The 25,396-nt window shown below is 71.9% G+C and carries 25 protein-coding genes and 1 pseudogene; 18 read left to right on the plus strand and 8 right to left on the minus strand.

Going from position 1 to position 25,396, the window contains the following annotated elements; genetic code table 11:
• Nucleotides 1-59 precede the first annotated feature (59 nt).
• From PSD17_RS26355 to PSD17_RS26370, 4 genes are all read left to right on the plus strand, one after another.
• Nucleotides 60-473: a DUF7144 family membrane protein gene (locus PSD17_RS26355; RefSeq protein ID WP_041760145.1), complete on the plus strand. Its 414-nt coding sequence runs from the start codon at nucleotides 60-62 to the stop codon at nucleotides 471-473.
• Nucleotides 474-555: 82 nt separating this feature from the next.
• Nucleotides 556-990 (plus strand): SHOCT domain-containing protein, encoded by a 435-nt coding sequence (locus tag PSD17_RS26360; protein ID WP_013677998.1) that lies wholly within the window; start codon nucleotides 556-558, stop codon nucleotides 988-990.
• 26 nt (nucleotides 991-1,016) lie between these two features.
• Complete coding sequence (locus PSD17_RS26365; RefSeq protein WP_339125014.1) at nucleotides 1,017-1,910, plus strand: M48 family metallopeptidase; 894 nt, start codon at nucleotides 1,017-1,019, stop codon at nucleotides 1,908-1,910.
• The gene (locus tag PSD17_RS26370) at nucleotides 1,907-3,502 is read left to right on the plus strand and encodes an MFS transporter (protein ID WP_339125015.1); all 1,596 of its coding nucleotides are present in this window, start codon (nucleotides 1,907-1,909) and stop codon (nucleotides 3,500-3,502) included. Before PSD17_RS26365 ends, PSD17_RS26370 begins: the two co-directional genes overlap by 4 nt.
• Nucleotides 3,503-3,535: 33 nt before the next feature.
• On the opposite strand, the gene PSD17_RS26375 is transcribed toward PSD17_RS26370, so the two are convergent.
• Nucleotides 3,536-3,952 carry a helix-turn-helix domain-containing protein gene (locus PSD17_RS26375; protein ID WP_041760144.1) on the minus strand — a complete coding sequence of 139 codons (417 nt, stop codon included), beginning with the start codon at nucleotides 3,950-3,952 and terminating at the stop codon, nucleotides 3,536-3,538.
• A gap of 222 nt (nucleotides 3,953-4,174) precedes the next feature.
• Between PSD17_RS26375 and PSD17_RS26380 the strand changes: the two genes are divergently transcribed.
• The 3 genes from PSD17_RS26380 (at nucleotide 4,175) to PSD17_RS26390 (ending at nucleotide 8,792) form a co-directional block, all read left to right on the plus strand.
• Nucleotides 4,175-4,984: an N-acyl homoserine lactonase family protein gene (locus tag PSD17_RS26380; protein WP_339125016.1), complete on the plus strand. Its 810-nt coding sequence runs from the start codon at nucleotides 4,175-4,177 to the stop codon at nucleotides 4,982-4,984.
• Nucleotides 4,985-5,133: 149 nt separating this feature from the next.
• Nucleotides 5,134-6,774 carry a flavin-containing monooxygenase gene (locus PSD17_RS26385; RefSeq protein WP_339125017.1) on the plus strand — a complete coding sequence of 547 codons (1,641 nt, stop codon included), beginning with the start codon at nucleotides 5,134-5,136 and terminating at the stop codon, nucleotides 6,772-6,774.
• Between the two features lie 200 nt (nucleotides 6,775-6,974).
• On the plus strand, nucleotides 6,975-8,792 hold the full coding sequence (locus PSD17_RS26390) for a sigma-54-dependent Fis family transcriptional regulator (RefSeq protein WP_339125018.1): 1,818 nt from the start codon (nucleotides 6,975-6,977) through the stop codon (nucleotides 8,790-8,792).
• Nucleotides 8,793-8,805: 13 nt separating this feature from the next.
• Here the strand turns inward: PSD17_RS26390 and PSD17_RS26395 are convergent, their stop codons facing one another.
• Together PSD17_RS26395 and PSD17_RS26400 are read right to left on the minus strand one after the other, a co-directional pair.
• On the minus strand, nucleotides 8,806-10,506 hold the full coding sequence (locus PSD17_RS26395; protein ID WP_339125019.1) for a CocE/NonD family hydrolase: 1,701 nt from the start codon (nucleotides 10,504-10,506) through the stop codon (nucleotides 8,806-8,808).
• Between the two features lie 49 nt (nucleotides 10,507-10,555).
• The gene (locus tag PSD17_RS26400; RefSeq protein WP_445261039.1) at nucleotides 10,556-11,623 is read right to left on the minus strand and encodes an aldo/keto reductase; all 1,068 of its coding nucleotides are present in this window, start codon (nucleotides 11,621-11,623) and stop codon (nucleotides 10,556-10,558) included.
• A 183-nt stretch (nucleotides 11,624-11,806) separates the two neighbouring features.
• On the opposite strand from PSD17_RS26400, the gene PSD17_RS26405 reads away from it, so the two are divergent.
• Nucleotides 11,807-12,697 (plus strand): AraC family transcriptional regulator, encoded by an 891-nt coding sequence (locus PSD17_RS26405; protein WP_013677990.1) that lies wholly within the window; start codon nucleotides 11,807-11,809, stop codon nucleotides 12,695-12,697.
• 55 nt (nucleotides 12,698-12,752) lie between these two features.
• Here the strand turns inward: PSD17_RS26405 and PSD17_RS26410 are convergent, their stop codons facing one another.
• A complete protein-coding gene (locus tag PSD17_RS26410) occupies nucleotides 12,753-13,211 on the minus strand; it encodes an amidase family protein (protein WP_083845339.1) in 459 nt (152 codons plus the stop codon).
• Here PSD17_RS26410 and PSD17_RS26415 point away from each other — a divergent pair.
• The gene (locus PSD17_RS26415) at nucleotides 13,110-13,670 is read left to right on the plus strand and encodes a winged helix-turn-helix transcriptional regulator (protein WP_083845337.1); all 561 of its coding nucleotides are present in this window, start codon (nucleotides 13,110-13,112) and stop codon (nucleotides 13,668-13,670) included. The two genes, PSD17_RS26410 and PSD17_RS26415, sit on opposite strands and share 102 nt — an antisense overlap.
• Nucleotides 13,671-13,831: 161 nt before the next feature.
• On the opposite strand, the gene PSD17_RS35450 is transcribed toward PSD17_RS26415, so the two are convergent.
• From PSD17_RS35450 to PSD17_RS26425, 4 genes and pseudogenes are all read right to left on the minus strand, one after another.
• A complete protein-coding gene (locus PSD17_RS35450) occupies nucleotides 13,832-14,326 on the minus strand; it encodes a tautomerase family protein (protein WP_013677988.1) in 495 nt (164 codons plus the stop codon).
• Between the two features lie 278 nt (nucleotides 14,327-14,604).
• Nucleotides 14,605-14,925, minus strand: a complete 321-nt coding sequence (locus PSD17_RS35455; protein ID WP_379653013.1) for a 2-oxo-4-hydroxy-4-carboxy-5-ureidoimidazoline decarboxylase — start codon at nucleotides 14,923-14,925, stop codon at nucleotides 14,605-14,607.
• Between the two features lie 16 nt (nucleotides 14,926-14,941).
• Nucleotides 14,942-15,787 (minus strand): annotated as a pseudogene (locus PSD17_RS35460) (Rieske 2Fe-2S domain-containing protein); the annotation flags it as partial.
• Between the two features lie 5 nt (nucleotides 15,788-15,792).
• Nucleotides 15,793-16,563, minus strand: a complete 771-nt coding sequence (locus PSD17_RS26425) for an aromatic ring-hydroxylating dioxygenase subunit alpha (protein WP_339125022.1) — start codon at nucleotides 16,561-16,563, stop codon at nucleotides 15,793-15,795.
• Between the two features lie 382 nt (nucleotides 16,564-16,945).
• On the opposite strand from PSD17_RS26425, the gene PSD17_RS26430 reads away from it, so the two are divergent.
• From PSD17_RS26430 to PSD17_RS26470, 9 genes are all read left to right on the plus strand, one after another.
• Nucleotides 16,946-17,758 carry a GntR family transcriptional regulator gene (locus tag PSD17_RS26430; RefSeq protein ID WP_339125023.1) on the plus strand — a complete coding sequence of 271 codons (813 nt, stop codon included), beginning with the start codon at nucleotides 16,946-16,948 and terminating at the stop codon, nucleotides 17,756-17,758.
• Nucleotides 17,759-18,098: 340 nt separating this feature from the next.
• Complete coding sequence (locus tag PSD17_RS26435) at nucleotides 18,099-19,859, plus strand: fumarate reductase/succinate dehydrogenase flavoprotein subunit (protein ID WP_202946323.1); 1,761 nt, start codon at nucleotides 18,099-18,101, stop codon at nucleotides 19,857-19,859.
• Entirely contained in the window at nucleotides 19,856-20,764 is a 909-nt protein-coding gene (locus PSD17_RS26440; RefSeq protein ID WP_202946322.1) for a HEAT repeat domain-containing protein, read from the plus strand. The genes PSD17_RS26435 and PSD17_RS26440 overlap by 4 nt, the downstream gene beginning before the upstream one ends.
• Before the next feature lie 58 nt (nucleotides 20,765-20,822).
• Nucleotides 20,823-21,050, plus strand: coding sequence for a 4Fe-4S dicluster domain-containing protein (locus PSD17_RS26445; RefSeq protein WP_013677985.1), 228 nt, complete (start codon nucleotides 20,823-20,825; stop codon nucleotides 21,048-21,050).
• A 50-nt stretch (nucleotides 21,051-21,100) separates the two neighbouring features.
• Nucleotides 21,101-22,489 (plus strand): ABC transporter substrate-binding protein, encoded by a 1,389-nt coding sequence (locus tag PSD17_RS26450; protein WP_339125024.1) that lies wholly within the window; start codon nucleotides 21,101-21,103, stop codon nucleotides 22,487-22,489.
• A gap of 13 nt (nucleotides 22,490-22,502) precedes the next feature.
• Entirely contained in the window at nucleotides 22,503-23,480 is a 978-nt protein-coding gene (locus tag PSD17_RS26455; protein ID WP_013677983.1) for an ABC transporter permease, read from the plus strand.
• Complete coding sequence (locus PSD17_RS26460) at nucleotides 23,477-24,268, plus strand: ABC transporter ATP-binding protein (protein ID WP_339125025.1); 792 nt, start codon at nucleotides 23,477-23,479, stop codon at nucleotides 24,266-24,268. Before PSD17_RS26455 ends, PSD17_RS26460 begins: the two co-directional genes overlap by 4 nt.
• A gap of 25 nt (nucleotides 24,269-24,293) precedes the next feature.
• Complete coding sequence (gene fdxA, locus PSD17_RS26465) at nucleotides 24,294-24,632, plus strand: ferredoxin (protein WP_339125026.1); 339 nt, start codon at nucleotides 24,294-24,296, stop codon at nucleotides 24,630-24,632.
• Nucleotides 24,629-25,396, plus strand: a complete 768-nt coding sequence (locus tag PSD17_RS26470) for a hypothetical protein (protein WP_339125027.1) — start codon at nucleotides 24,629-24,631, stop codon at nucleotides 25,394-25,396. The genes fdxA and PSD17_RS26470 overlap by 4 nt, the downstream gene beginning before the upstream one ends.

The raw sequence follows: 25,396 nt of genomic DNA on the forward strand, positions 1-25,396 counted from the left end.
TGACGGCTGTCGGCACGGGCGATCATCACGTCTCGACGGTATTCGTGAAAGGGGTCGTGATGACCACTCGGACCACGCCGCACCGGAGCGCCGCCGCGGCCGCCGCCACCACGACGATGGCCCTGTTCGCGGCGGTCCTGATGATGCTCGCCGGGTTGCTCGGCGTGCTGGTCGGCATCGTGGCGATCATGCGGGACGAGATCTACGTCCGGACGCCCGACTACCTCTACACGCTCGACGTGTCGACGTGGGGCTGGATCCACCTGGTCCTCGCCGTCGTGCTCGGTGCGGCGGGGGTGGGCGTGCTCTGGGGCGCGACGTGGGCGCGCGTCGTCGGCATCGTGGCCGCCGGGATCAACCTCATCGCGCACTTCGCGTTCCTGCCGTACTTCCCGGTCTGGGCGATCGTGATCATCGCCCTCGACGTGCTCGTGATCTGGGCGCTCGCCGGCTACCGCGGCGACACCGCCTGACACGACCGCCTCCCGCCGGAGCGATTCCGGCCCTGACCCACCCGTTCGCGACGGGTGACCACCTGGAGAGAAGGGGTTGGAGATGCTGCTCGCACAGGACACCTACCCGTTGCTGGACCTGTTCTGGACGATGCTCGTGTTCTTCGGGTTCGTCCTCTGGTTCTGGATGATCTTCGTCATCTTCGGCGACATCTTCCGGCGCGACGACATCGGCGGCTGGAGCAAGGCGATCTGGACCATCGTGATCATCTTCCTGCCGATCGTCGGGTCGCTCGTGTACCTGATCGCGGAGGGCCGGAAGATGGGCGAGCGGCGCCGGTCCGACGCGGCCGCCGCCCGTGAGGCCTACGAGCACGACGTCCGCCGGATCGCGGGGGCGAACGGGGCCGGTAGCGGTCCGACCGACCAGATCGCCGACGCCAAACGACTGCTCGACCAGGGTGCGATCACCCCGGAGGAGTACGACGCGCTGAAGGCGAAGGCGCTCGGTCGGTCGCTCGGCGAGCCCGCTCACTGAAGCGACGCCGGAACCGGGGACGTGTGATGTCAACGAGCTCGACCGCACCCGCGCCGAACCGGCTCCGGCACCGCGCCGAGATCCCGTTCTACGTGTTCATGGTGGTCCTCAACCTGGCAGTCGTCGCCGGGATCGTGCGGGCCGCCGTGGTGCTGCCGTTCGTACCGGCGGCGTTGCAGGGCACGGCGTGGGCGAACGCGATCAGAGGGGCCCTGTTCGGCCTGCTGCTGCTCGTGCCCGCCCTCGTCGTGGTCCGCGAGACGCAGCGCGCCTCGACCCGCGGCACCGCCGTCCAGCTGTCGCCGGAGCAGTACCCCGAGCTCTACGGCGTCGCGGAGGAGTACGCGGCCCGGCTCGGGCTGCGGCGCAGGCCGGACATCTTCCTGGCGAACGGCAACGGTTCGCTCAACGCGTTCGCCGCGCAGGCCACGGGGCACGACTACGTGGTCCTGTCCAACGAGCTGTTCACCAACCTGTACCGCGGCAACCGCGACGGGCTGCGCTTCATCCTGGGCCACGAGCTGGGCCACATCCGGCTGCACCACGTCGCGCTGTGGTACCAGCTCTCCGTCGCCTACTCCGAGCGGATCCCCTTGCTGGGGCAGGCCCTCTCGCGGCTGCGCGAGTACTCCTGCGACCGCCACGGCGCCCATCTCGCCCCCCACGGCGCGACCGGGCTGGTCCTGCTCGCCTCGGGACGGCACACCGAGCACGACGTCGACGTGCCCGCCCTGGTCCGGCAGGGCCGTGCCCTGCGGGGATTCTGGGTCGGGCTCGCGCAGCTGCCGCGCTCGCACCCCTACACGGTGCGCCGGCTGGAGCGGCTCTTCGGGCTGGGCCTGCTGCGTCCGGTCCCGGAGCTGGTGACACCTGCCCCGCCCGGGCACGGGCTCGCGGCGCACGACGGCAGTCCGGCATGAGCGCGGGCGGGGGTGCCGGCACCCCGCAGCTGGACCGGAGCAAGCGCACGCTCGGGCTCCTGCTGGCCATGGCGATGTTCGTCCTGGTCGTCGACACGTCGCTGATGAACGTCTCGATCTCCGCGGTGGTCCGCGACCTGGGCACGACGGTGAGCGGGGTGCAGTCCGCGATCGCGCTCGAGGCGCTGGTGTCCGCGGCGTTCATCCTCATCGGCGGCAAGGTCGGCGACCTCATCGGGCGCAAGCGCGCCTACCTGGTCGGGCTGCTCGGTTACGCCGTCGGCGCCACCGCGATGACGCTGGCCCAGAGCCTCACCGCGGTGATCGTGTTCTGGGCCGTGATCGGCGGGCTCGGCGCGTCGCTCCTGCTGCCCGCGATGCAGTCGCTGATCCACGGGAACTTCGACGGGGCCGCGCGCAAGAAGGTGTACGCACTGGTCGGCGCGGCGGCGGCGATCGCGGCCGCCGTGGGCCCGCTGCTCGGCGGCTTCATCACGACGTACCTGTCGTGGCGGGTCGGCTTCGCGCTCGAGGTCGTCGTGATCGTGGTGGTGCTGTCGGGCGCCAAGCTCGTACACGACGTGCCCTACACCGGCCCCCGGGGCGTGGACGTGGTCGGGGCCCTGCTCTCGGTCGTCGGGATGGGCGGGCTGGTGCTCGGGATCCTGGTCTGGCAGGAGGGCGGGGAACGGGTCGGCCTGGTGCTCGGGATCGGCGTCGTCGGGCTGGTGGCGCTGGTGTTCTGGTTGCGGCGGCGGGCCCGTCGCGCCGAGCCCGCGTTGCTGGACCCGGGGCTGTTCTCGTCGGGGCTCTTCCGGGTGGGGGTCTCGCAGCAGATGCTGCAGCAGATCGCGTTGGGCGGCACGATGATCGTGCTGCCGATCTTCCTGCAGATGGTGCTCGAGTACAACGCCATGGAGGCCGGTCTGACGATCGCGCCGCTGTCGTTGAGCATGTTCGCGCTCGCGATCGTGGCCGGGAGGCGGAGCGGCCGGCGGCGGCCGAGCACCGTCGTCGGCGTGGGGTTCGGGCTGGTCGTGGTGGGGGTCGCCGTCCTGCTGCCGCTCGTGCCGCGCGCGGGGACCGGCTGGGCGCTCGTGGGTCCGCTCGTGGTCGCCGGAGCCGGGTTGGGGCTGCTCGTGTCGCAGCTGAACAACTACACGCTGTCCCCCGTTCCGGAGGAGCGGGTGAGCGAGGCGGCCGGGGTCAACTCGGCGGCCGGGTCGTTCGGGCTCTCCTTCGGCCTCGCGTTCGCCGGCGCGATCATGCTGGCCTCCCTGGCGTGGACGTTCACGGCCGATGTGAACGCCAGCACCGTCCTGCCGCCCGCCGAGAAGCAGCAGGTCGCCCAGGTGCTGGAGGAGGACGCCGAGTTGATGAGCAACACCAAGCTCGCAGAGCTGCTCGTCACCCAGCCCGAGCCGATCCGGCAGGAGATCATCCGGATCAACACCGAGGCCCGTCCGTTCGCGCTCCAGATCGGGCTGCTCGTGCCGCTGCTCGCCGCCACGGCCGGCCTGGTCAACTCGCTGCGCATGCGGCGGCTGCCGGACCCGGAGCCGTCGGGGGCCGCGGAGACCACGCTCGGGTGAAGCCCCGCCCGGGTCCTCGGCGCCGCCCGGTCCTCAGCGGTGCGCGGACCCGGTCGCGTCGATGCCGAACGCGTGGATCTTGCGGTAGAGCGAGGACCGGGACATCCCGAGCCGGGCGGCGGCGCTCTTGCGGTTCCCGTCGGTCTCGGCGAGTGCCTGCACGATGGCGTCCCGCTCGAGGGTCTCGATCGGGGACAGCGCCCGGCGGCTCGTGGTGGAGCACGAGGGCGGGAGATCGTCGCGGCGGATGGTGCCCACGGGACGGCGGCGCAGCGTCGCCTGGAGGACGTCGCCGAGCTCGGTGACGTTCCCCGTCCATGCCCGGCGCGCCAGCACGGCCATGGCGTCGTCGCTGCAGGTCGTGCCGCGGCCCGGGGCGAGGCGGTCGAGCAGGGCGGGCACGAGCTGCTCCAGGTCCTCGACGCGGTGCCGCAGCGGCGCGACCGTCACGTCGCCCGCCGCATCGACAACGTCGTCGAGGGACGGTGAGCTCCTGCCGGGAACTGTCCCGATTCGCTCCACGGGCGCACGCCCGGGCCCGGTGTTGCATTCTCGGACAGTGGGTGCGGTCACCTACCGCCCACAATCCTGCGTCACATTCCTGATTCGTCGGATGTGAAGGAGCAGGAGCGGAATGAACACGAAATCACGCGACGTCGTGGGTGCCGGACGATGAGCATCACCGTCCGCGGTGTCCATCTCGGCCACATGAAGCTGGACCTCTCGCTGTTGTCGAACCGGCCGCACAACACGGGTGTCGCCTACGACTGCCCGGTGATCGCGTACATCATCGAGTCGCCCGAGGGGCGGATTCTCTGGGAGACGGGAGTGGCTCCCGACGCCCCGGCGGAATGGCTGCCGGAGTGGCTGGAGGCCGTCAACCTCGACCAGCTCGGCACCGACGCGAACATCGAGCGGCGGCTCGCGGCGCTGGGCCTCGGCCCCGAGGACTTCCGGTACGTGGTGTTCGGGCACCTGCACACCGACCACGCCGGCGGGCTGCGGCTGTTCGAGGACGCGGGCGCCGAGATCGTCGTCCACGAGCGCGAGTACGCGCACGTCATGGGCCTGCGGGAGAGTGAGAACTTCTTCAACCAGGTCGACTGGGCGTTCCTGGGGGACAAGAAGCCCACCCTCGTCACCGACGACGGCACGGAGTTGGCCGGTGGGGTGCGGCTGCACCATCTGCCGGGCCACACGCCCGGCCAGATGGCCATGCAGCTAGAGCTCGACACCACCGGCACGGTGCTGCTCACCTCCGACGCGCTCTACCACAACGACAACTACGTCGAGTCGGTCGCCGAGCCGCTGATCTACTGGGACGTCGACCTGTGGCGGACGTCCCTGGAGAAGATCGAGAAGATCGCGCAGGAGAACGACGCGCTGGTCTTTCCCGGGCACGACGAGACCGCGATCGCGCACGTCGACGGAACCAGAGAACTGCAGCCCATCAAGCTTGCGCGCGGTTACGTCTACTCCTGAGCGCGCCACATTCGGTGGAGCTCGGCGTGCGCCCGGCGAGTTCGTTCGCCGACTCTTTCCCGGACGATTCCGCCGACAAGGACGACCATCCCTTTCTCGTCAGGTGCCGGCGACGGCGGCGGCCCTGACTCGTGAACGAGGAGCGACACATGACGACGACGCAGCCCGCGGGCCCCACCGACCACGACACGGCGGCCGGGGTCCTCGACGTGCTCATCATCGGCGGCGGGTTCTCGGGCCTCTACCAGCTCGACCGGCTCCGTGACCTGGGATTCGACGTGAAGGTGTGGGACTCGGCCGGTGGTCTCGGCGGTGTCTGGTGGTGGAACTGCTACCCCGGCGCGCGGACCGACACCGTCGGGCACATCTACCAGTTCGCGCACAAGGACCTGTGGAAGGACTTCGACTTCCGGGAGCGCTTCCCGGACCACGCGGAGGTCCGGGAGTACTTCGAGCACGTCGACCGCAAGCTCGAACTGTCGAAGGACATCGAGTTCGACACGTTCGCGGCGCAGGCGCGCTGGGACGAGGACCGCCGCGAATGGACGGTCGTCTCCGCCGACGGCAAGCAGCAGAGGGCTCGCGTCGTCCTCGTCGCGACGGGTTTCGGGTCGAAGCCGCTCTACCCCGACATCCCCGGGACGGACACCTTCGAGGGCGAGTGCCACCACACGGCGCGCTGGCCGCAGGGCGGAATCGACATGACGGGCAAGCGGGTCGTCATCATCGGGACCGGCGCCAGCGGGGTGCAGGTGTTCCAGGAGGCGGCCAAGGTGGCCGCCGAGGTCACGCTGTTCCAGCGGACGCCGAACCTGGCGCTGCCGATGGGCCAGCGCAGCCTCGACCACGCCGCGAACGACGAGGTCCGCAAGGGGCTGCCCGAGCGCTTCGCGACGCGCTACACGGCCTTCGCGGGCTTCGACTTCACGTTCATGGACGAGCAGGGCGCGACGGCGGGTCCTGAGCAGCTGCGGGCCACCTACGAGCGGTTCTGGGCCGAGGGCGGCTTCCCGATCTGGTTGGGCATGTACAGCGACCTGCTCGCCGACGAGGCGGTGAACCGCACGTTCTACGACTTCTGGCGGGAGAAGGTCCACGAGCGCGTGCACAACCCGGTCACCGCGGAGCTGCTGGCCCCCGAGACGCCGCCGCACCCGTTCGGCGTGAAGCGGCCCGCGCTCGAACAGGACTACTTCGACCTGTTCAACCGGGACGGCGTGCGGCTCGTCGACCAGAACGACGAGCCGGTACTGGAGATCACGCCGAAGGGCGTCGTGACGGGGAACGGGCTGATCGAGTGCGACGTGATCGCCCTGGCCACCGGGTTCGACAACAACCGGGGCGGGATCATGGCGATCGACATCCAGGGCGTCGGTGGCGAGCGGTTGCAGGACAAGTGGGCCGATCGCGTCGACACGTTCATGGGACTGTCGACGGCGGGGTTCCCGAACATGATCTTCCTCTACGGACCGCAGAGCCCGTCGGGGTTCTGCAACGGCCCGACCTCGGCGGAGTACCAGGGCGACATCGTGGTCGAGTTCCTCGAGCACCTGCGCGAGCGCGGGCACACCCGGTTCGAGTCGACCGGTGACGCCGAGAAGGAGTGGACGGCGCACGTCGACGAGCTCTTCGAGGGATCGCTGTTCACCAGGGCACGGTCCTGGTACTGGGGGGCGAACGTCCCCGGCAAGCCGGCGCAGATGCTCAACTACTCGGGTGGCCTGGTCTCGTACTTCGGCAAGTGGGACGAGGTCAGGGCAGGGGGTTACCCGCAGTACGAGCTCGACTGACCGGATCGACACGCGGGCGCGCCGAACGAGCGAGGACGTTCGTCGCGCCCGTGTGTGAACCGGGCGTACCGGATGATCCGCCGAGCGCTCCAGCTGCGCGGGGACTGTCGCACTTTCGGACGGTACGGTGACACAACGCTCTGGTTCGATGGATCACCGACCAACAGCACCGGCCTTCGTCAACGGTGAAGGGGCAGCCTGTGCGTACGAGCGACGAGAGGTACAGGACCCGCGCGCGACGGGAGCGGCTGCTCGACACCCGCGTGCACGACGACGAGCTCGACCCCGACTTCCGCACCGAGATCCTCTCCTCGTGGAGACGGTGCCAGCTCGTGGGCGTCGTACCGACCGGCGAGGAGGCGCCCTACCGGCCGGAGTTCGAACGGCCGGTGCGGCTGCTGCGGGCCGCCGGTCCGGTCATCGACCGCCTGGCCGAGCAGCTCGAGGACAGCCCCGTCTCGATCGTCCTCGCCGACACCGACGCCCAGATCATCGACCGGCGTGCTGGTGGCCGCTCGCTGGTCAGGGTGCTCGACAGGGCACGGATCGCGCCCGGGTTCGTCTTCGCCGAGGAGTTCACCGGCACCAACGGCATCGGGAGCGCGCTCGAGGCGGCCAAGCCCTTCACGGTGGCCGGGGCCGAGCACTTCCGCGAGAACCTGCAGGACTTCGCCTGCATCGGCTCCCCGGTGCGCCACCCGATGACGGGCCGGGTCGAGGGGGTCCTCGACGTGACGTGCCGCGTCGAGGAGGCCCACGGGGCGATGAAGCCGCTGGTGCTCGCGGCCGTTCGCGAGATCGAGTCGCGGATGTACGCGGAGACCACCAGGCGCGAGCGGATGCTCCTCGACCGGTTCGTCAGGGCGAACCGCCGCGCCGGGACGGCGGTCGTGTCGCTGAACGAGGACGTCATCATGGCGAACACGGCCGCGTCCGCGATCCTGGACCTGTCCGACCAGGCCACCCTGTGGGACTGGGCCTGCCGGATGCTGGGCAGCAGCGACGAGTGCACCGGCGAGGTCCAGCTCGCCCACGACGTCGTCGCCCAGGCCACCGCCGTGCGGATCGGCGAGAAGGGCGAGATGGCGGGCGTGCTCGTGGAGATGCGTCCGCACACCCGCACGGACGGGCGGTCGCCGATCGCCCGGCGGACCCCGCACCGCTCCCGCCGGCGGGCCGACCACGACGGCGTGGTCGGCCGCAGCGTCGCGGCGAACCGGCTGCGCTCCGACGTCGACGCCGCGGTCGGGACCGGCCGGGCGGTGCTCGTCTGCGGGGAGCCGGGCGTCGGGAAGCTGCACGTGGCGACCTACCTGCACCGGCGCCGGACGGACGGGGAACCGGCCACCGTGCTCGACGCGGTGCTCGCCGAGGACGACCCGGCCGGCTGGATCGCCCGGCTGCGGACGCTCTGCTCGGGCGGCGGCCCGGTCGTGCTCCGCCATCTCGACCGGCTCGTCCCCGAGCTCGCCGAGCGCGTCGAGAGCATCGTCGCCGCCGCGGTCCCCGGGAGCGTGGTCGCGACGGCGCGGACGCGGGGCGAGGCGACCCCGGCCGGCCGGGTCCTCGACCACTTCCCGCTCTCGGTCACGGTGCCGCCGCTGCGCTACCGCGTCGAGGACATCGCCGACCTGGCGCCGCCGCTCCTCGCCGCGCACAGCAGCCGCCGCCCGGTCCCCAAGCTCCTGCCGGGCACCCTGCGGGCCCTCGGCGCGCACGACTGGCCCGGCAACGTCCGCGAGCTCGCGGCCGTGCTGGCCGCCGCGGTGAACCGGTCAGCGGGATCGGACATCGCCCTGGAACACCTGGCCCCCGAGTACCGCTCGGCCGGGCGTCGCACGGGCCGGACGTCGCTGTCGCGGGCCGAGCGCGACGTCGTTCTCGAGGCCCTCGCCGAGACCCACGGGAACAAGCTGGCCGCCGCGGAGCGGCTCGGTATCGCGCGCTCGACCCTCTACCGCAAGATGCGGGTCCTGGGGATCGACGAGAACCACCTCCCGGCGCCGACCTCGCGGTAGCCGACCGTCGGCGTCAGGAGCGGGCGGGCGGCGACGAGATGCACGGCAACGAGAGGCACGAGGGTCGGGACGCGTCGTGGTGCACCGTGTGGGTCACCGGCCGCAATGCCGTCGCCGTCGCCGGTGCCTCCCCGGTGCCCGGGTTGCGGGCGAACCGTGGGAAGGCGCCGCCGGAGACGTGAAGCCGGATGCGGTACCCGGCGTCGAACCTGTGCGCCACCGGATCGAGCGAGATCTCCAGCCTGCGGACGGTGCCGGGCTTCGTGTCCGCCTCGCTGCACCGGACGAGCCGGTCGGTGACATTGACCGAGCGACCGGACGGGTCGACGGCGCACAGGCGGACGAAGACGTCGGCGTTCGCGTTGTCGGACACCAGGTGCAGCGCGACGACGGGCCGGCCGTGCACCTCGACGGGCCGGGTCAGCGTCCCGGTCGTGAAGGTGACGACGTCGTCGCGTGCCTCGAGCCGGCGGTTGTCCCGGGCCCCACCGCCGAGGGCCATGACCCGGCCGCCGACCGCCGGCGTCGGGTCCGCCGGGTCGTGGCGGAACCGCGTCGTGCTGTGCTCGTCGGCGGGCGCCGTCGGGGCCAGCCGTTGCGACGCCCGCAGGTACCAGGTGTCCGACGCCGTGTGCTCGGGTGGCCAGCCGGCGTGCTGCTGCCATTCGCCCGCGCCCCCGACGAACACCCTGACCGGCGCGTCGCGGGTGTCCGCGGCACGTCCTCCGACGTGGGTGTCGAGCCAGGACAGCGCCTGGGGCATCGACACCGCGTTGTCGACGTCGAGGTGGGTCCACGGTCCGACCGTCAGGGCGACCGGCACGTCACGTGATCGCAACGCCTCGTACTGCTCCATCGTCTGGGTGAGGAAGAAGTCGTGCCAACCACCGATCAGGAGCGTCGGCACCGTGACGCGCTGCAGCGCCCCGGTGGCGCGGAACCCGTCCCAGTAGCGGTACCGCAGGTCGGGGTGATCGACCCAGTCGTCGTACCACGGTGCCCCGCGGCCGCCGAGTGTGTCCATGGCGCCGCGCAGCGGCAGCCGGTCCAGCGCGCCGCGCAGCCGCCGGGGCGCCGACGCCATCCGGACCATGCCGGCGAGGGGGCCGACGGTTTCCTGGTGGGAGAGCAGGTCCGACCAGCTGAGCAGGTTGAAGAGGTTGAACGGGCCTTCGCGGTACGCGGCGTCACCGAGGTCGTGCACCCCGATCATGACGACCATCGCCCTCAGCTCCGGAGGGGGATCGAGGGCGAGCGCCCACTGCGTGAAGCCGAGGTAGCTGCCGCCCGCCGTGGCGAGCCGTCCGTCGAACCAGTCCCGGGTGCGCAGCCACGCGACGGTGTCGTGCCCGTCGCTCGCCTCGTCGACCGCCGGGATGAACACGCCGCCGGAGCCGAACGTGCCCCGGCAGCTCTGGAACAGGACGTGGTAGCCGCGCTCGGCGTAGAGCTGGGCGGAGAGGAGGCTGTACGGCAGGCCTCGTCCGTACGGGCAGCGGACCAGGATCGTCGGGGCGGGCGCGTCGGTGTCCGGGATGTAGTGGTCGGCGAGCAGCGTCACGCCGTCACGCATGGGCACCTCGACGGCGCGCTCCACGCGCACCCGGTTGCGCCTGCGCGGCAGCCGCCACCGCCGGCCGGCGGCCGCCCCGACCAGCTTCTGGAGGGTTCCGAGCGGTCGGGCGCCGGGGGAGCGGGAGCCGGTCACGGTCATGTCGACTCCATCGTCGGGATCGGGGCCGTCGCCGGCTCGTGACGCACGATCACCAGAGCGTGGTCGCGGACGCGAGCAGGGGGGTCGCCGTCGTCGGCCGACCGTCCACGGTGGCCCCCGCGAACTGCAGCCGCGGTGCCAGCAGCCGGTTGTTCTCGGCCGGGAAGTTCAGCCTCGGCGCCGACACCTCGTCCAGCCGCGCGCGGTGGTCGTCGCTCAACGTCGCGTCCAGCGCCCCCAGGTTCGCCTCGAGTTGGTCGAGGCGACGTGCCCCGATCACGACGGAGTCGACCCCGGGCCGGCCGAGCGCCCAGGCGAGCGCCGCCTGGGCGGACGTGACGCCGGCGTCCCGGGCGACCGAGCCGAGCGCGTCGATGACGACGAGGTCGTCCGCGGACGGCCGCAGCGACCGGCCGGAGTCGACGTCGCCGGAGCCGGAGTACTTCCCGGAGAGGAGCCCGCCGCGCAGTGGCGACCACGGCATCACCCCCATGCCCAGCGCCTGCGCCATCGGGATCAGCTCGCCCTCCGAGGTGCGTTCGAGCAGCGAGTACTCCAGCTGTACCGCGATGAGCGGGGACCAGCCACGCAGGCGCGCGATCGTCGCCGCCTCCGCGGTCGCCCACGCAGGGACGTCCGAGAACCCGATGTAGCGGATCTTGCCCGCCGCGACGAGGTCGTCGAGCGCGCGGAGGGTCTCCTCGATGGGTGTGGTCGGGTCGAAGTTGTGCAGCCAGTAGAGATCGACGTAGTCGGTCCGCAGCCGTCGCAGCGAGTTCTCCAGCTGTTGCACGATCGCCTTACGGCCGGGTCCGCCGCCGTTCGGGTCGTTCAGGTACAGGTTGCCGAAGAACTTGGTGGCGAGCACGAGCCGGTCGCGCAGGGCCGGTTGCCCGGCGAGGAACTGGCCGAGGATCTGCTCGGAGTGGCCGTTGGTGTAGATGTTGGCGGTGTCGATCGAGTTGCCGCCGCGGTCGAGGTAGGCACGGAGGATCTTCGTCGACTCCTCCGGGCTGGTCCCCCAGCCCCAGTCCTCGCCGAACGTCATCGTGCCGAGCGTGAACGGGCTGACCCTGAGACCCGATCGGCCCAGCGTGACATACGAGTCCAATGACATTGCGTACCTCCACGAGGATGCAGGGCGACGTCGGGGAGCGACTGTCGGACACCCTTCCCTCAGTGCACACCCCGCGAGTCGCGCCCACCTAGATCGATCCGCGCGATCGGCTGCACGATCCGCTCAACCTCGCCCTGATCGTGATGATGGACCAGCGCCTCGCTCGCGTGCTTGACTCGACGGGTGGACGCCCTGGACGAACTCGCCCGCCGGATCCGGGGGCTGGCCGGCGACGACCTGCGCCCGGTCTGGTTCGGCGACGTGCTCGTGTTCGCCGCGGCCACCGTCACCGAGCCGATGACCTCGGTGACCGAGCCGATGCTCGTGCTGGTCGTGCAGGGTGCCAAACGGTCGACCCTGGGCGAGCGGGTGTTCGAGCACCGTCCCGGCCAGGCCGTGGTCTTCACGGTCGATCTGCCGTTGACCTCGCAGATCATCGACGCCACCCCCGACCGCCCCTTCCTCACGCTCGGCCTGCGGCTGCGGCCCGCGACCATCGCGCAGCTGCTCGTCGAGGGCGGTCCGGTCCCCGCCGGCGCGCAGGACGCGCCGGGGATGGCGATCAGCGATGCGGACGACGACCTGCTCGACTCCCTCGTCCGCCTGCTGCGGCTGTTCGACGACCCGCGTGAGCTGAAGGTCCTGGGCGCGGGTGTGCGGCGCGAGGTCCATTGGCGGCTGCTGAACGGCCCGCACGCCGCCCTGGTGCGGCAGGCGGGGACGGCCGACAGCCGGCTGGCGCTCGTCGCACGCGCGGTCGCCTGGGTCCGTGCCCGCTATGACCGCGTGATCCGCATCGACGACCTCGCCGCCGACGTCGGCACCAGCGTCTCGTCACTCAACCGGCACTTCCGGGCGGTGACGTCGATGAGCCCGCTCCAGTACCAGAAGCAGATCCGGCTGCAGAAGGCCCGGATGGAACTGCTCGCGGCACCGCACGACGTGAGCGCGATCGGCTACGCGGTGGGGTACGACAGCCCGTCGCAGTTCAGCCGGGAGTACCGGCGGATGTTCGGCGCGCCGCCGGGGCAGGACGCGATCCGTCTCCAGTCGGCGGCGATCGTGCGCGAGTAGCGCCCGCCCGCCACCGGGAGCTGTCGGTGGCGGACGGGCGCCGGGGCGCTGCTCGTCAGAGCGTCGGCACCAGGTCGCGCCACGGCCGGGCGGCCTCGACGGCGGCCGCGGCGGTCATGACGCTCAGCTCGTCGTAGGTCCTGCCGACGATCTGCAGACCGGTCGGCACACCGGCAGAGCTGAAGCCCGACGGGACCGACGCGACCGGGCACCGGCTGACCAGGTTGAACGGGTAGGTCGGTGTCCACTGCACGTAGGGGTGGACGGGCTTGCCGTTGATCCGGAAGTCCGGGTCGTCGTTCGCGTGGTCGGCCTTGAGAGCGGTGGTCGCGACGGTCGGGCAGATCAGCACGTCGTACTGCTCCAGCAGCGGACCGAGCCGGTTGTCCGTTGCGTGTCTAGACTGGGTCTCGTGAAGCGTCCGACGTTCGACGACTGGCCGTGTTCGGTCGCCCGCGTGGCCGACGTGCTCGGCGACCCGTGGACGATCCTGCTCGTCCGTGACGCGAGCCATGGGCTCACGCGGTTCGAGGAGTTCCAGCGCTCGCTGAACATCCCCCGCAACACCCTCTCCGCCCGGCTGCGCAGGCTCGTGGAGATCGGCCTGCTGGAGCGGCGCCTCTACCAGGACTACCCGCCCCGTGCCGAGTACGTCCTCACCGACATGGGGCGCGACTTCTTCCCGGTGCTGACCGCCATGCTCGGCTGGGGGGACCGCTGGCTCGGCGAGGACGGGGCGCCGGTCTCGGTCCACCACGTCCCCTGCGGACACGACATCGACCCGCAGGTGGTCTGCCGGTCCTGCGGCCGGCCGGTCGACCTCGACGAGGTCGAGTTCCGGGTCGGCCCCGGCTACCCGGACGACGTGCCGGAGCACCTCGACCTGCGGGACCGGTTCGCGCGTCGGGTCGCGGCGCAGGACGCCCGCGGGCGCTCGGCCTCCGACGGCCCGGAGGTCGCCTCCGCCGGGTGACCGTCACGCGCGGCCGCACGGCCCGCGTCCCGACCCGCCCCGACGCGCAGCGGTCCGGTGCGCGACCGGGATCGGGGGACTGGTGCGTCGCGTCGAGCCGACAGCCGGAACGCAGTGGTGGGGCCGGTGCCGCGGCACCGGCCCACCGCCGGGCGAGAGGCTCAGCGGCCCTTGGCGTCCTCGGGTGTGAAGCCGGGGGTCAGGCGAACGCTCACGGGGAGCTTCTCGGCGAACTCGTAGGGGGTCGCCTTGTTCTCCTCGATCCAGCGCGCCTCGGCGAGGGACTCGAACGGCGGTGGGATCTCGCCCTGCAGCGACCAGAGGTCGAACGGTGGCTCGGTGATGGTGAACTCCCAGTCGTACCCGCGGTCCTTGACCCAGGGGGCGATCACCCGGTCGAGGTTGCGCACCCAGAACTCGCGCAGTGTCGCGCCCGGCAGGGTCCGGGCCATCTGGTCGATGTTGATGCGCACGAAGTGGTCGTGGACGTCGCCACCGACGTAGAAGTTCTCGGCGGCCACCTCCTCGAACAGGACCACGACGTAGAAGCGCGGGATCGGGATCGAGGTGTAGACCTCCGTGATCGCGTCCGAGAACTGCTTCTTGTCGTCCGCGGAGTACGCGCCCACGGGGTGGTGAATCTTCCACAACGGCATTGGTGTGCTCCTCGCTGCGATCGATGAAGCGCCGGCTCGCGATCCCTCCGCCGGCCGCCCCCAGGAGACGGCCGGCGGTGCGTGGAGTGACCCGGAACACGGCGTGGCGTCAATAAACCACGTTGTAGGTCCGATCACAAGACTTAGTCTTACTACAAGACTGTCGCGTGACGGCGTTCCCGGTGGAGCGTGGCTCCGTCGCGGGCTCCTCGGTGGCCCGACGCCCGATCGCACCCCCCGGGGCGCGAGCACCCGGCGTCCGGCGCGGGGCGCCGGGCTCAGCTCATGGCCGAGCCGTACGGCTGCGAGCGCACGCTGGTGGTCGGGTTGGCGTCGGCCACCAGGTCGTCGAACCGGTGTCCGGCGATCTTGGCAACCTCGAGCAGTGCCGCGACGTGCTCCTGCGCAGGCGAGTTCTGCAGCCGTGACCGGGCGTGCCGGACGAGCGCCTCCCGATCGTGGCGACCGTGACCGCACACGATCAGCGGGATTCCGTACCGGTCCCGGTAGGCCGCGGTGATGCCGGCGAGGTCGGCCGCCTCGTCCTCGTCCCAGGTGGCCGATGTCGGGCGTCGCCCCGTCGCGCGGGGTGTGCGGATCCGCGTCGTCGTCGAGCGCGGGGTAGCGGGCCAGCAGCTCCCGCTGCTGGTCCGGGGGGCCGCTGAACAGCGCGTTCTGGAAGGCCGCGCGCAACTGCTCGGTGTCGGCGAAGGGCCGGTGGGCGAACGCGTTCTCGACCACCCAGATCCGGGCACGCGCCCGCGTGAGGAGCCGGTTGTGCTGGCGCAACAGGTCCAGGTGGTCCGGGCCCGGTTCCTGCAGCACCCCGCGCACGACGCACCGCGTCGCGCCGGTCAGCTGCACGAACAGGGTCAGCCCGCTGCCGCTCACCGCGGGATCGCCGCGGAACCGCAGGACGAGGTCGTCCTCGCCCGCCGGGCGGAGCCCGTCGGCGGCCCCATGGGTGCGCAGCCGCTCGACGGCCGACGATGCCGGTACCGCGATCTCGACCGCGCGCAGCACCAGCACGTCGCCGTCCGCGCCGGGCAGGTCCGGGACGTCCTGCGGACGGTGGTCGTCGAGCGTGGTCCAGATGAGCCCGTACCGCTCCACCACCGGGTAGGTGCGGTTGGAGATGGTCCGGGCGGGCGCGTCGGCGGGGTGCGCGGGGATGTACGTGCAGGTCGCGGTGCGGGTCGAGTAGCGCCATCCGTGGTACTGACACCGCAGTTCGCGGCCGTCGTTCACCCCGATCGACAGCCGGACCCCGCGGTGCAGGCACCGGTTCTCCCACACGTTGACGAATCCGTCGTCCGCGCGCCAGATCGCCAGCTCCCGGTCGTGCAGCTCGCCCTGGAAGACGTGCCGGGGGGCGGCGTCGTCCGAAGCGGCGACGGGGTGCCACGCGCGGGTGGTGAGCGCGGACGTCGCGATGTGCGGGGCGGTCGTCGTGAGGCTCATGCCGCTCACCGCCCCGCCGGGATCACGCCGTAGGTGATCCCCTTGCGGCTCAACCAGCGCCGGTAGGACACCGCCGCACGGTCCGCCCGGATCGGTGTCTCGGCGCGCGGGTCCAGCGGCAGCCGCTTGGGGTGCTGGTTCTCCAGGATCGGTTTGTCCTGGCCGAAGATCGAGACCTGGAAGTGCCGGATCTCCTTGTCCTCGTGCTCGTCGTCGAGCACGGACAGGAGCAGGTGCGCGCGCACCCGTTCCTCGTCGACGGGCTGCAGGAACACCGCGATCACGTCCTGCCGCGACTCGTCGGCGCCGCTGGTCTTGTACAGCACGGCGCAGTACGGGTGCGGGACGCGGTAGACGTACTCCACGTCCGCGCCCTCCGACGACGCGGCCGACGCCCTGGGCTGGAACATGCGGCACTGCGTGGCCAGCACCTCGTCGCGCTCGTCGGAGACCTCGACGTCGTACTCGCGGACCTCGGTGTGCGGCTCGGCCCCGAGCACGTCGGTGTGCACGAACGGGAAATGGGCCATGTCGAGGAAGTTCTCGATCGCCCGTGGCGCGGACACGTGCACGCCGATCGTGCCGGCGTTGAGGTTGCGGCGGTCGGGTTCGGCGAACTCCGGGATGGCGAACACGTCGCCCGGCGGTGTGCCGAGCGAGGTCCACACGTAGCCGTAGCGCGCCACGGCCGGCAGCACGTCCGGGACGTCGGCCGCCGCGACACGCGAGCCGACGGGCGGGTGGTCGCGGCTGCGCCAGGCGAGGACGCCCCGCACTCGTCCACCGCGTAGCTGACCCGCTCCCCGAGGAGCGTGGTCGTGTGCACGGTCGAGGGGGGTGTCTCGGCGAGGGTCGCGAGCGCGTGCCAGAGATCGAGGACGACAGGGTCTTTGCACAGAGTCGTAGGCATGGGTCTGCCATCTCTGCCGAAGGTAGCTGTGCATCGCCGATCGGTCGGGGGACCGAGAACCCCAGGCGCGGGCACAGCAGAACGCCTGGGCTGACGCGGAAGTCAGCTCCGCCGCGCCCGGCACGTCAACAGACGCCGAGCCCGTAGCACCCACGTAACGGCGGGATGACGTGGCCGAAACGGGTCCCGGGATAGCGTCGGAGGAGCCGCGGAAGGAGCGGACGAGCGCACTCCGGAGACAGACCGCCATGACGAGTTCGAGCGGGCCGGTGCCACCGACGTCGTCCCGGGAACGGCCACGCCGGCAACCGCGCGCGGAGCGGGCACGGCACGTCGCCGACGTGCTCCGGCATCAGATCACGACCGGCCGGTTCCCCGACGGGATGCTTCCCGGCGAGACGGCGTTGTGCGAGCGTCTGGGCGCGAGCCGCAACGCCGTGCGCGAGGCGCTGGGGCTGCTCCGGTCGGAAGGCCTGATCGCCCGCAGGCAGGGTGTCGGGACGATGATCGTCATGGCCAAGTTCGGGCACGGGATGGATCGCCTCGCCGGTCTCGCCGAAGCCCTCACCGGCTACGGGACCGTCACCAACGAGGTGCGCGCCGCGCACTTCGTGGACCACCTGCCCGCCGTGATCGCCGAGCGGCTGGAGGTGCCGCGCAAGGCGGGCGCGGTCTACATCGAGCGCCTGCGCTGGTCGAACGGACTGCCGTTGTCGCTGGACACCACGTACCTCGCCGCGGACATCGGCCTCCCGCTGCTCGAGTCCGACCTCGTCGGCCGGGACATCTTCGCGTTGATCGAGGAGACGAGCGGGCAGCGCCTCGGCCGCGCCGAGATCTCCGTGCACAGCGTGAACGCCGGCCCCGACGCGGCCGCGTTGCTCGGCATCCCGTCGGGCGCGGCGGTGTTCGCCGTGGAGCGGCTGACGCGCATGTCGGACGGGCGACCGGTCGACACCGAGTCGATCCAGATCCGCGCGGACCGGATCGCGTTCCACGCCGAGCTGCACCGGGGGAACCGGCTCGCCGTGCGCGAGCCGGCAGCGCGTCGGCCCGGCTGAAGGGCCGGGGCGGCGGACGTTCCCGACCCGGCGGTCACCCGCACCTGCGGCTGCCCGTGGCAGCGGATCGTCGTCGTGCGGTCCGGGAAATCTGGGTGGCGGAATGCATGATCACGGCCTCGAAACGGCCGCGTGACGACGCGTTTCCGCACTACAAGCGGGTGGCGTAACTCTTCGGACATCGTTCGAGGCGGCGTCCGTAACAGATTCGCCGAAACCTTGCCGGCAGCCGAGGTGCCGGACAGGGGCTCGCGAGGCCGACCACGACAGGTGTCGGCGACCGGGTCGGGCACCGAGGTCGTCCGGCCGCAGGCCGACTCGCTCGATCGAGAGGACAAGCGTGCAGATCCCACCACTTTCCGAACGCCGCGAGATGACGTGCGACGTCCTCGTCATCGGTGGCGGAACCGCGGGCACGATGGCGGCGCTGACCGCGGCGCAGCACGACGTACAGGTGCTGCTGCTCGAGAAGGCGAACGTCCGGCACTCCGGCGCGCTGGCGATGGGCATGGACGGCGTCAACAACGCGGTCATCCCCGGGAAGGCGAGCCCGGAGGACTACGTCGCCGACATCACCACCGCGAACGACGGCATCGTCAACCAGCGCACCGTCTACCAGACCGCGACCCGCGGGTTCGCCATGGTCCAGCGCCTCGAACGTTACGGCGTCAAGTTCGAGAAGGACGAGCACAACGAGTACGCGGTGCGCAAGGTGCACCGGTCGGGCAGCTACGTCCTGCCGATGCCCGAGGGCAAGGACGTCAAGAAGGTCCTGTACCGGCAGCTCCGGGCGCGCAACGTGCGTGCCAGGGTCACCATCGAGAACCGGGTCATGCCGGTCCGGGTGCTGACCGTCGACGGTCGTGCCGTGGGCGCGGTCGGCTTCGACACCCGGACCGGGGAGTTCGTCACCATCTCCGCGGGGGCGGTCATCCTGGCCGCCGGGGCCGCCGGTCGTCTCGGGCTGCCGGCGAGCGGCTACCTCTACGGCACCTACGAGAACCCCACGAACGCCGGCGACGGCTACGCCATGGCCTACCACGCGGGCGCCGAGCTCAGCGGCATCGAGTGCTTCCAGGTCAACCCGCTGATCAAGGACTACAACGGTCCGGCCTGCGCCTACGTCGCCAACCCGTTCGGCGGCTACCAGGTCAACGCCGAGGGCAACCGCTTCGTGGACTGCGACTACTGGTCCGGTCAGATGATGGCCGAGGTGAAGGCGGAGCTCGACAGCGCGCGCGGCCCGATCTACCTGAAGCTCTCGCACCTGCCCGACGCCACGATCACCGAGATCGAGGGCATCCTGCACACCACCGAGCGGCCCACCCGCGGCACGTTCCACGCCGGCCGCGGCCACGACTACCGCGAGCGCGACATCGAGATGCACATCTCCGAGATCGGGCTGTGCAGCGGCCACTCGGCGTCGGGCGTCTGGATCGACGAGCACGCCGCCACCACGGTCCCGGGCCTCTACGCGGCCGGTGACATGGCGCTCGTGCCGCACAACTACATGATCGGCGCCTTCGTCTTCGGCGAGATCGCCGGCGAGCACGCCAGCGTGTTCGCGAGGACCGCGTCGCGCCCGGCGCTGCCCGAGGACCAGATCTCCGCCGCCCACGAACTGATCTACCGTCCGCTGTCCAACCCGGACGGTCCGCCGCAGGCCCAGGTCGAGTTCAAGCTGCGCCGCTTCGTCAACGACTACATGCAGCCGCCGAAGACCGAGCGCTATCTCTCGTTGGGGCTCGAGTCGTTCGAGCGGATGCGCGGGGACATCGCCCGCATGGGCGCCACCACACCCCACGAGCTGATGCGCTGCGCCGAGGTCACCTTCATCCGCGACTGTGCGGAGATGGCGGCGCGTGCCTCGCTCGCGCGCACGGAGAGCCGGTGGGGCCTCTACCACCAGCGCGCCGATCTGCCGGCCTCCGACGACGAGCGCTGGTTCTGCCACCTCAACCTGCGCAAGGACGCGACCGGGGCGATGGAGATGCTGACCAGGCCGGTGGCGCCCTACATCGTCGACGTGCCCGGGTTCACCCGGCCCGACGGCATCCCGAACGAGCCGGTGGGGACGGAGCTCGCGGGAGCGTGGGCATGAGTCCCGACGCCGTCGCGGCCCGCATCCTCGGCCTGCTCGACCTCGCCGACGAGGACCCGACCCACGAGGAGCTCGAGCCGTACCTGGCCGACCCGGCTCCCGAGGTCCGCCGCAACGCGCTCGGCGTGCTGAGCGACCACACCGAGGACTGGACGGCGGCCTCACCCGTGTTCGCCGCGGCGCTGACGGACGAGGATCCGGCCGTCCGCGCGGCGGCGACCCGGCTCGTGCGCGAGCTGAGCGAGGTGCTGGTCCCGGGGGAGGAGTTCGACGCCGCACTGCGCCGCGCCACCACCCACGCGGACGCCACCGTGCGCCTCGAGGCGATCGACGCGCTGTGGCGGCACCGGCTCACGACCGTCGACGAGCTGACCGGGTTGTCGGGCGACCCGGACGCGGCGGTGCGGTGCGAGGTCGTTCTGGGCTTCGTCTCGCTCGACGCCCTCGACGCCCTCGCCCGTGCCGCCGACGACCCGGACCCGTCCGTCCGGCTCGCCGTCGCCCGCGGCCTGGGCGCGGTCGGCGACCCGCGCGGCACCGCAACCCTCACCTGCCTGGCCGCCGATCCCGAGTTCCTGGTCAGGGCGGCCGCGCTCACCGCGATGGCGCGGACCGGGTGCGGCGACGAGGCCGTGCACGTCGCCGTCGCCGCCCTCACCGATGACGCCTGGGAGGTGCGGCAGGGCGCGGCGAACGCCCTGTCGTCGGCCGCTCCCGACGAGCGTGGCGCCGCCGCGCTGGTCACGGCGCTCGGGGACGAGAACCTCGATGTCCGCAAGGCCGCGGTCAAGACGCTGGGGGCCTGGCTGCCCAGCCGGCCGGCCGTGCGGTCCTCCCTGGAGTCGGCCCTGTCCGACGTCGACGCCGACGTCCGCGCGTACGCGCGGATGAGCCTGACGAACTGAGCTCCGCGCCGGACCGTCACCGCAGCACCCCCTTCCGACACGTCCCGAGAGGTACCTCATGGCACAGGCAACGAACCGGGTCGACGTCCCGGTGTCCGTGGACCAGAGCAAGTGCATCGACGGCTGCACGCTGTGCGTCGACGTCTGCCCGCTCGACTCCCTCGCGATCGACCCCGAGACGAACAAGGCGTACATGCACGTCGACGAGTGCTGGTACTGCGGGCCGTGCGCGGCCCGCTGCCCCGTCGACGCGGTCACGGTCAACATCCCCTACCTGCTCCGATGAGCGGCGGCCGGCTCGCTCGGATCGGCCGCCGCACACGGTGGTGCGCACTGGTGGGCGTCCTGGCCGCGGTCGTGGCCGGATGCTCGTCGGGTGGGTCGGCGGACGCGGCCACGGTCGTCGTCCGGGTGGGCTACCAGTCGAAGACGATCAACACCGTCAACGCCGGCACCCTGCTGCGGGAGCAGGGCACCTTCGAGCGGAAGCTCGCCGAGCTCGGCGCCACGACCGGCCGCAAGTACCAGGTCGAGTGGCAGGACTTCCCCTCGGGCGCACCCCTCACCGCGCAGATGATCGCGGGCAAGGTCGACATCGGCTCGATGGGCGACTACCCCCTGCTGGTCAACGGCTCCAAGACCAGTGGCTTCGGCGCCGACCGGTCCGTGCTGGTCGGCGTCACCGGTTACAACCTGCGCGGCTCGCTCAACCAGGTCGTCGTGCCCAGCGCGTCGGGCGCGACGACGCTCGACGACCTGCGCGGCAGGATCGTCTCGACCAGCCTCGGCTCCGCCGGGCACGGCATGCTGGTCGACGGGCTGCAGCGCAGCGGCCTGGCCACGACGGACGTGCAACTGCTCAACCAGGAGCCTGCCGTCGGCGCGTCCGCCGTCCAGGCCGACCAGGTCGGCGCGTACGCCCAGTTCGTGCCGTGGCCGCAGCTGCTGATCTTCCGCGGGCAGGCCAAGCTGCTCTACGACGGGGGTGACAACGGCAAACCCACCTTCCACGGCATCGTCGCGCGGGAGTCGTTCGGCACCGCCCACCCCGAGCTCATGCAGGCCTTCCTGCAGTCGGTGAAGGACACGAGCGACTACATCGACCACGAGCCGCTCGCCGCGGCCGAGACGGTCTCGCGGCTCACCGGGATCGAGGCCGAGGTCGTCTATCTCTACAACGGCCCCAACGGCCTGGTGACCTTCGACCCCACGATCAAGCAGCCGCTGGTCGACGCGCTGGCCGCGGACCTGCCGTTCCTCAAGCAGGTCGGCTCCGCCGGCGACCTCGACGTCGCGAAGTTCGTCGACGAGACCGCCCTGCGGGCGGTGTACGGCGCCGGGTACGACGCCGCCAGGGCCTCGACCCCCCCGGCTGACGTGCTGGCGGGCACGGACCCCGTGTGCGGCATGCCGGTCGGCGACCCGCGCACCGCCTCCGAGGTCTGGTTCGACGGCGCGGCCCGGACCCAGGTCGCGGCCACCCCGACCTGCGCGATGCGGGCCGTCGAGGAGAGCAACGGCAAGAAGGTCCGGGCGGTCTACGTCCCGGACACGCCCACGGGGACCCGCATGTTCGCCTCCGCGGCGACGTGGGTCCTGGACCCCGCGGCCCCGCCCACGGCCACGTTGCTGCCCTTCGCCACCGAGGCGGAGGCCGCGGCATACCTCGCGGCCCATCCCGGCACCCGCCAACTCGACTACGCGGCCGCCAGGGCGGCCGCCTGAGTACGGAGGACGCATGAGCACCCGCAGACCACTGCCGCCCGCCCCGGAGCACGGGTCCGTGCCCGGGCGGGGCGGGAGGACCCTGACCGCGACCGCCGAGGCCGAGAGCGACGAGATGACCGCACAGACCGGACTGTCCGCGCCCACCACCGCGACCGAGACCGTTTCCGCCGCGTTCCCGGGAGGGAGGCGCAGGTCCCGGGGCCCCTTCGGCCCCACGACACGGCTGGCCAAGGCCGCCTTCCCGGTCCTTCCGCTGCTGGTCGTGCTGGCCCTGTGGCAGCTGCTCACCGTCGGCAAGGTCGAGTTCTGGCTGAGCTTCGACAAACTGCCCACCCCGGGCGAGGTGGCCACCGCACTCGGCGCGCAGCTCACCAGCGGCACGTACTACCAGGACCTGCTCGCCAGCGTCCGCCGGATCCTGCTGGGCTTCGGCCTCGCGACGGTGGTCGGCGTGGTGACCGGCGTCGCCGTCGGCCGCTCCCGGGTCGCGCGAGCGGCGATCCGTCCGGTGATCGAGGTCTCCCGCCCGATCCCGGCGATCGCCCTCGTGCCGCTCGCGATCCTGCTGTTCCCGACCAGCGAGCAGGGCATCGTCTTCATCACCTTCTTCGCGGCGTTCTTCCCGGTCGCGGTCAGCACGATCCACGCGATGAAGAGCCTGCCGAAGGTGTGGGAGGAGGCGGCCCGCACCATGGGCGCCCGCCGGGTCGCGGTGCTCACCCACATCGTGCTGCCGGGTGCCATGCCGGGGATCTTCTCGGGCCTGTCGGTCTCGATGGGCGTCGCCTGGATCTGCGTGATCAGTGCGGAGATGATCTCCGGGCAGTTCGGGATCGGCTACTACACGTGGCAGGCCTACGGTCTGCTCGACTACGCCGGCGTCGTGGTCGGGATGCTCTCGATCGGCGCACTGGGCTTCGGCACCGCGTGGGTCGTCGAGCGGATCGGGGCCCGGGTCAACCACTGGCTGCCGAGGGCCGCCGAGTGAGCGACGTGACGGGGGCTGCCGGTGGCGCGCGCGTCACTCTCGACGGACTGACGATCTCGTTCGGCGGAATGCCTGCGGCGCAGGTGGATCTGGACGTGCCGGCAGGTGAGATCCTCGTGCTGCTCGGCCCGTCCGGGTGCGGCAAGTCCACGATCTGGCGCGCCCTGGCCGGCCTGCTGACGCCGGACGCCGGCCGCGCCGAGCTCGACGGGACGAGTGTCGCGGAGAGCCGGTCCCGGTGCGCCATGGTGTTCCAGGAGGACGCGCTGCTGCCGTGGCGGTCCGCGCGACGCAACGTCGAGTTCGCGCTGACGCTGCGCGGGGTCGAGCGGCGCGCCCGCCGGCGCGAGGCCGAGGAGCTGCTCGCGCAGGTGGGCCTGCAGGACTTCGCCGACCACATGCCCGGCGAGCTCTCCGGCGGGATGCGCCAGCGGGTCCAGCTCGCCCGCACCCTGGCCACCCGGCCCCGGGTCCTGCTGATGGACGAGCCGTTCGGGGCGCTCGACGCTCAGACGCGCTCGGACATGCAGCAACTGCTCGTCACGGTGTGGCGCGAGTACCGCACGACGGTCCTGTTCGTCACCCACGACGTCGACGAGGCGCTGTTGCTCGGGGACCGCGTCGTCGTGCTGACGCCCCGGCCGGCCCGGGTCAACCGCGTCATCGAGATCCCCGAGCCGCGACGCCCCGGCGCCCAGTTCGAGCCGGAGTTCGCCCGCCGTCGCTACGAGATCCTCGCGCTGCTGGGGGAGTCCCCCGACGAGGCACTCACGTCGGCCGCCGGCTGACCACCACACACGGAGAGGACACCCCATGAGCTACGTCATCGGCGCGTCGTGCGTCGACGTCACCGACCGGGCCTGCGTCGACGAGTGCCCCGTCGACTGCATCTACGTCGGCGGCCGGATGGCCTACGTCAACCCGACCGAGTGCATCGACTGTGGCGCCTGCGAGCCCGTCTGCCCGGTCGAGGCGATCGTGCCCGAGAGCGACGTCGCGGAGTCCGAGCAGGACTTCATCGCGGCGAACGCGGCCTTCTTCCTGGAGGTCCTGCCGGGCCGCGACGAGCCGCTCGGCAACCCGGGCGGGGCGGGCCAGGTGGGCGAGGTCGGCGCGGACAGCTCCTTCGTCCGGACCTACGAGGCGCCGTGACCGGTGCCGGGCCGGAACCCGGATCCCTCGAACACACCCTGCTGGGCACCCGCAGGTGGCCGGGCGCGGCCGTCGTCGCCGTCGTCCTGCGCAGCGTGCGCTGGCCGTACTCCTGTGGGCTGGCCGCCGCCGTGCGGGAGAGCGCGCACCGCTACGCCGACGCCGGTGCGGAGTTGCACGTCACCGTCGACGAGCCCCTGGACCGGCGCACCGCCGCGATGGCGGCCTGGGGGCTCCCGCCGCCGCTGCCCGCTGCGCTGGCCGAGCCGCTCGCGAGGGCCGTCGGCAGCTGGGACCCCGCGCTCGCCCGTGCCGACGACGGGCTGGGGGTGCTCGGGCCCGACGGACGTTGGGTCGGCCGCTGGGCCCTCACGGATCCGTTCGGCGACCACGACGTCGGCGACGTCCTGCCCGCACTGTGTGCGCTCGGGCTCGGGCCGGTCCCGCGGACGGAGTTCCCCGCCCCGGCGCGGGCCCGCGCTCCCGGGGTCTGCGACCCGGCGGACGCGGCGCGTGCGCTGCGCCGGGCCCGGCACAGCGCCGGACGGGCCGCGACCCTGATGGACGGTTCCGTCGCGGGGCAGCGGAGCCGTCGCGCAGGACGGCGGTTCGCCCGGTATGTCGCCGCGCTCGAGGGCGTTCCCGTCGAGGACGCCGGTCCGTCGGGCGGCGGTGGCGGGCAGCGGTGCAGCAGCGCGCGCAGGCTGGGCGGGACCCTGCCGCCCGTCGACGGGACCACGGTCCGGCACGGTCTGGCGAGCTGA

Origin of the sequence: Pseudonocardia sp. D17, from assembly GCF_036984265.1 — a bacterium.
Lineage (GTDB): Bacteria > Actinomycetota > Actinomycetes > Mycobacteriales > Pseudonocardiaceae > Pseudonocardia > Pseudonocardia benzenivorans.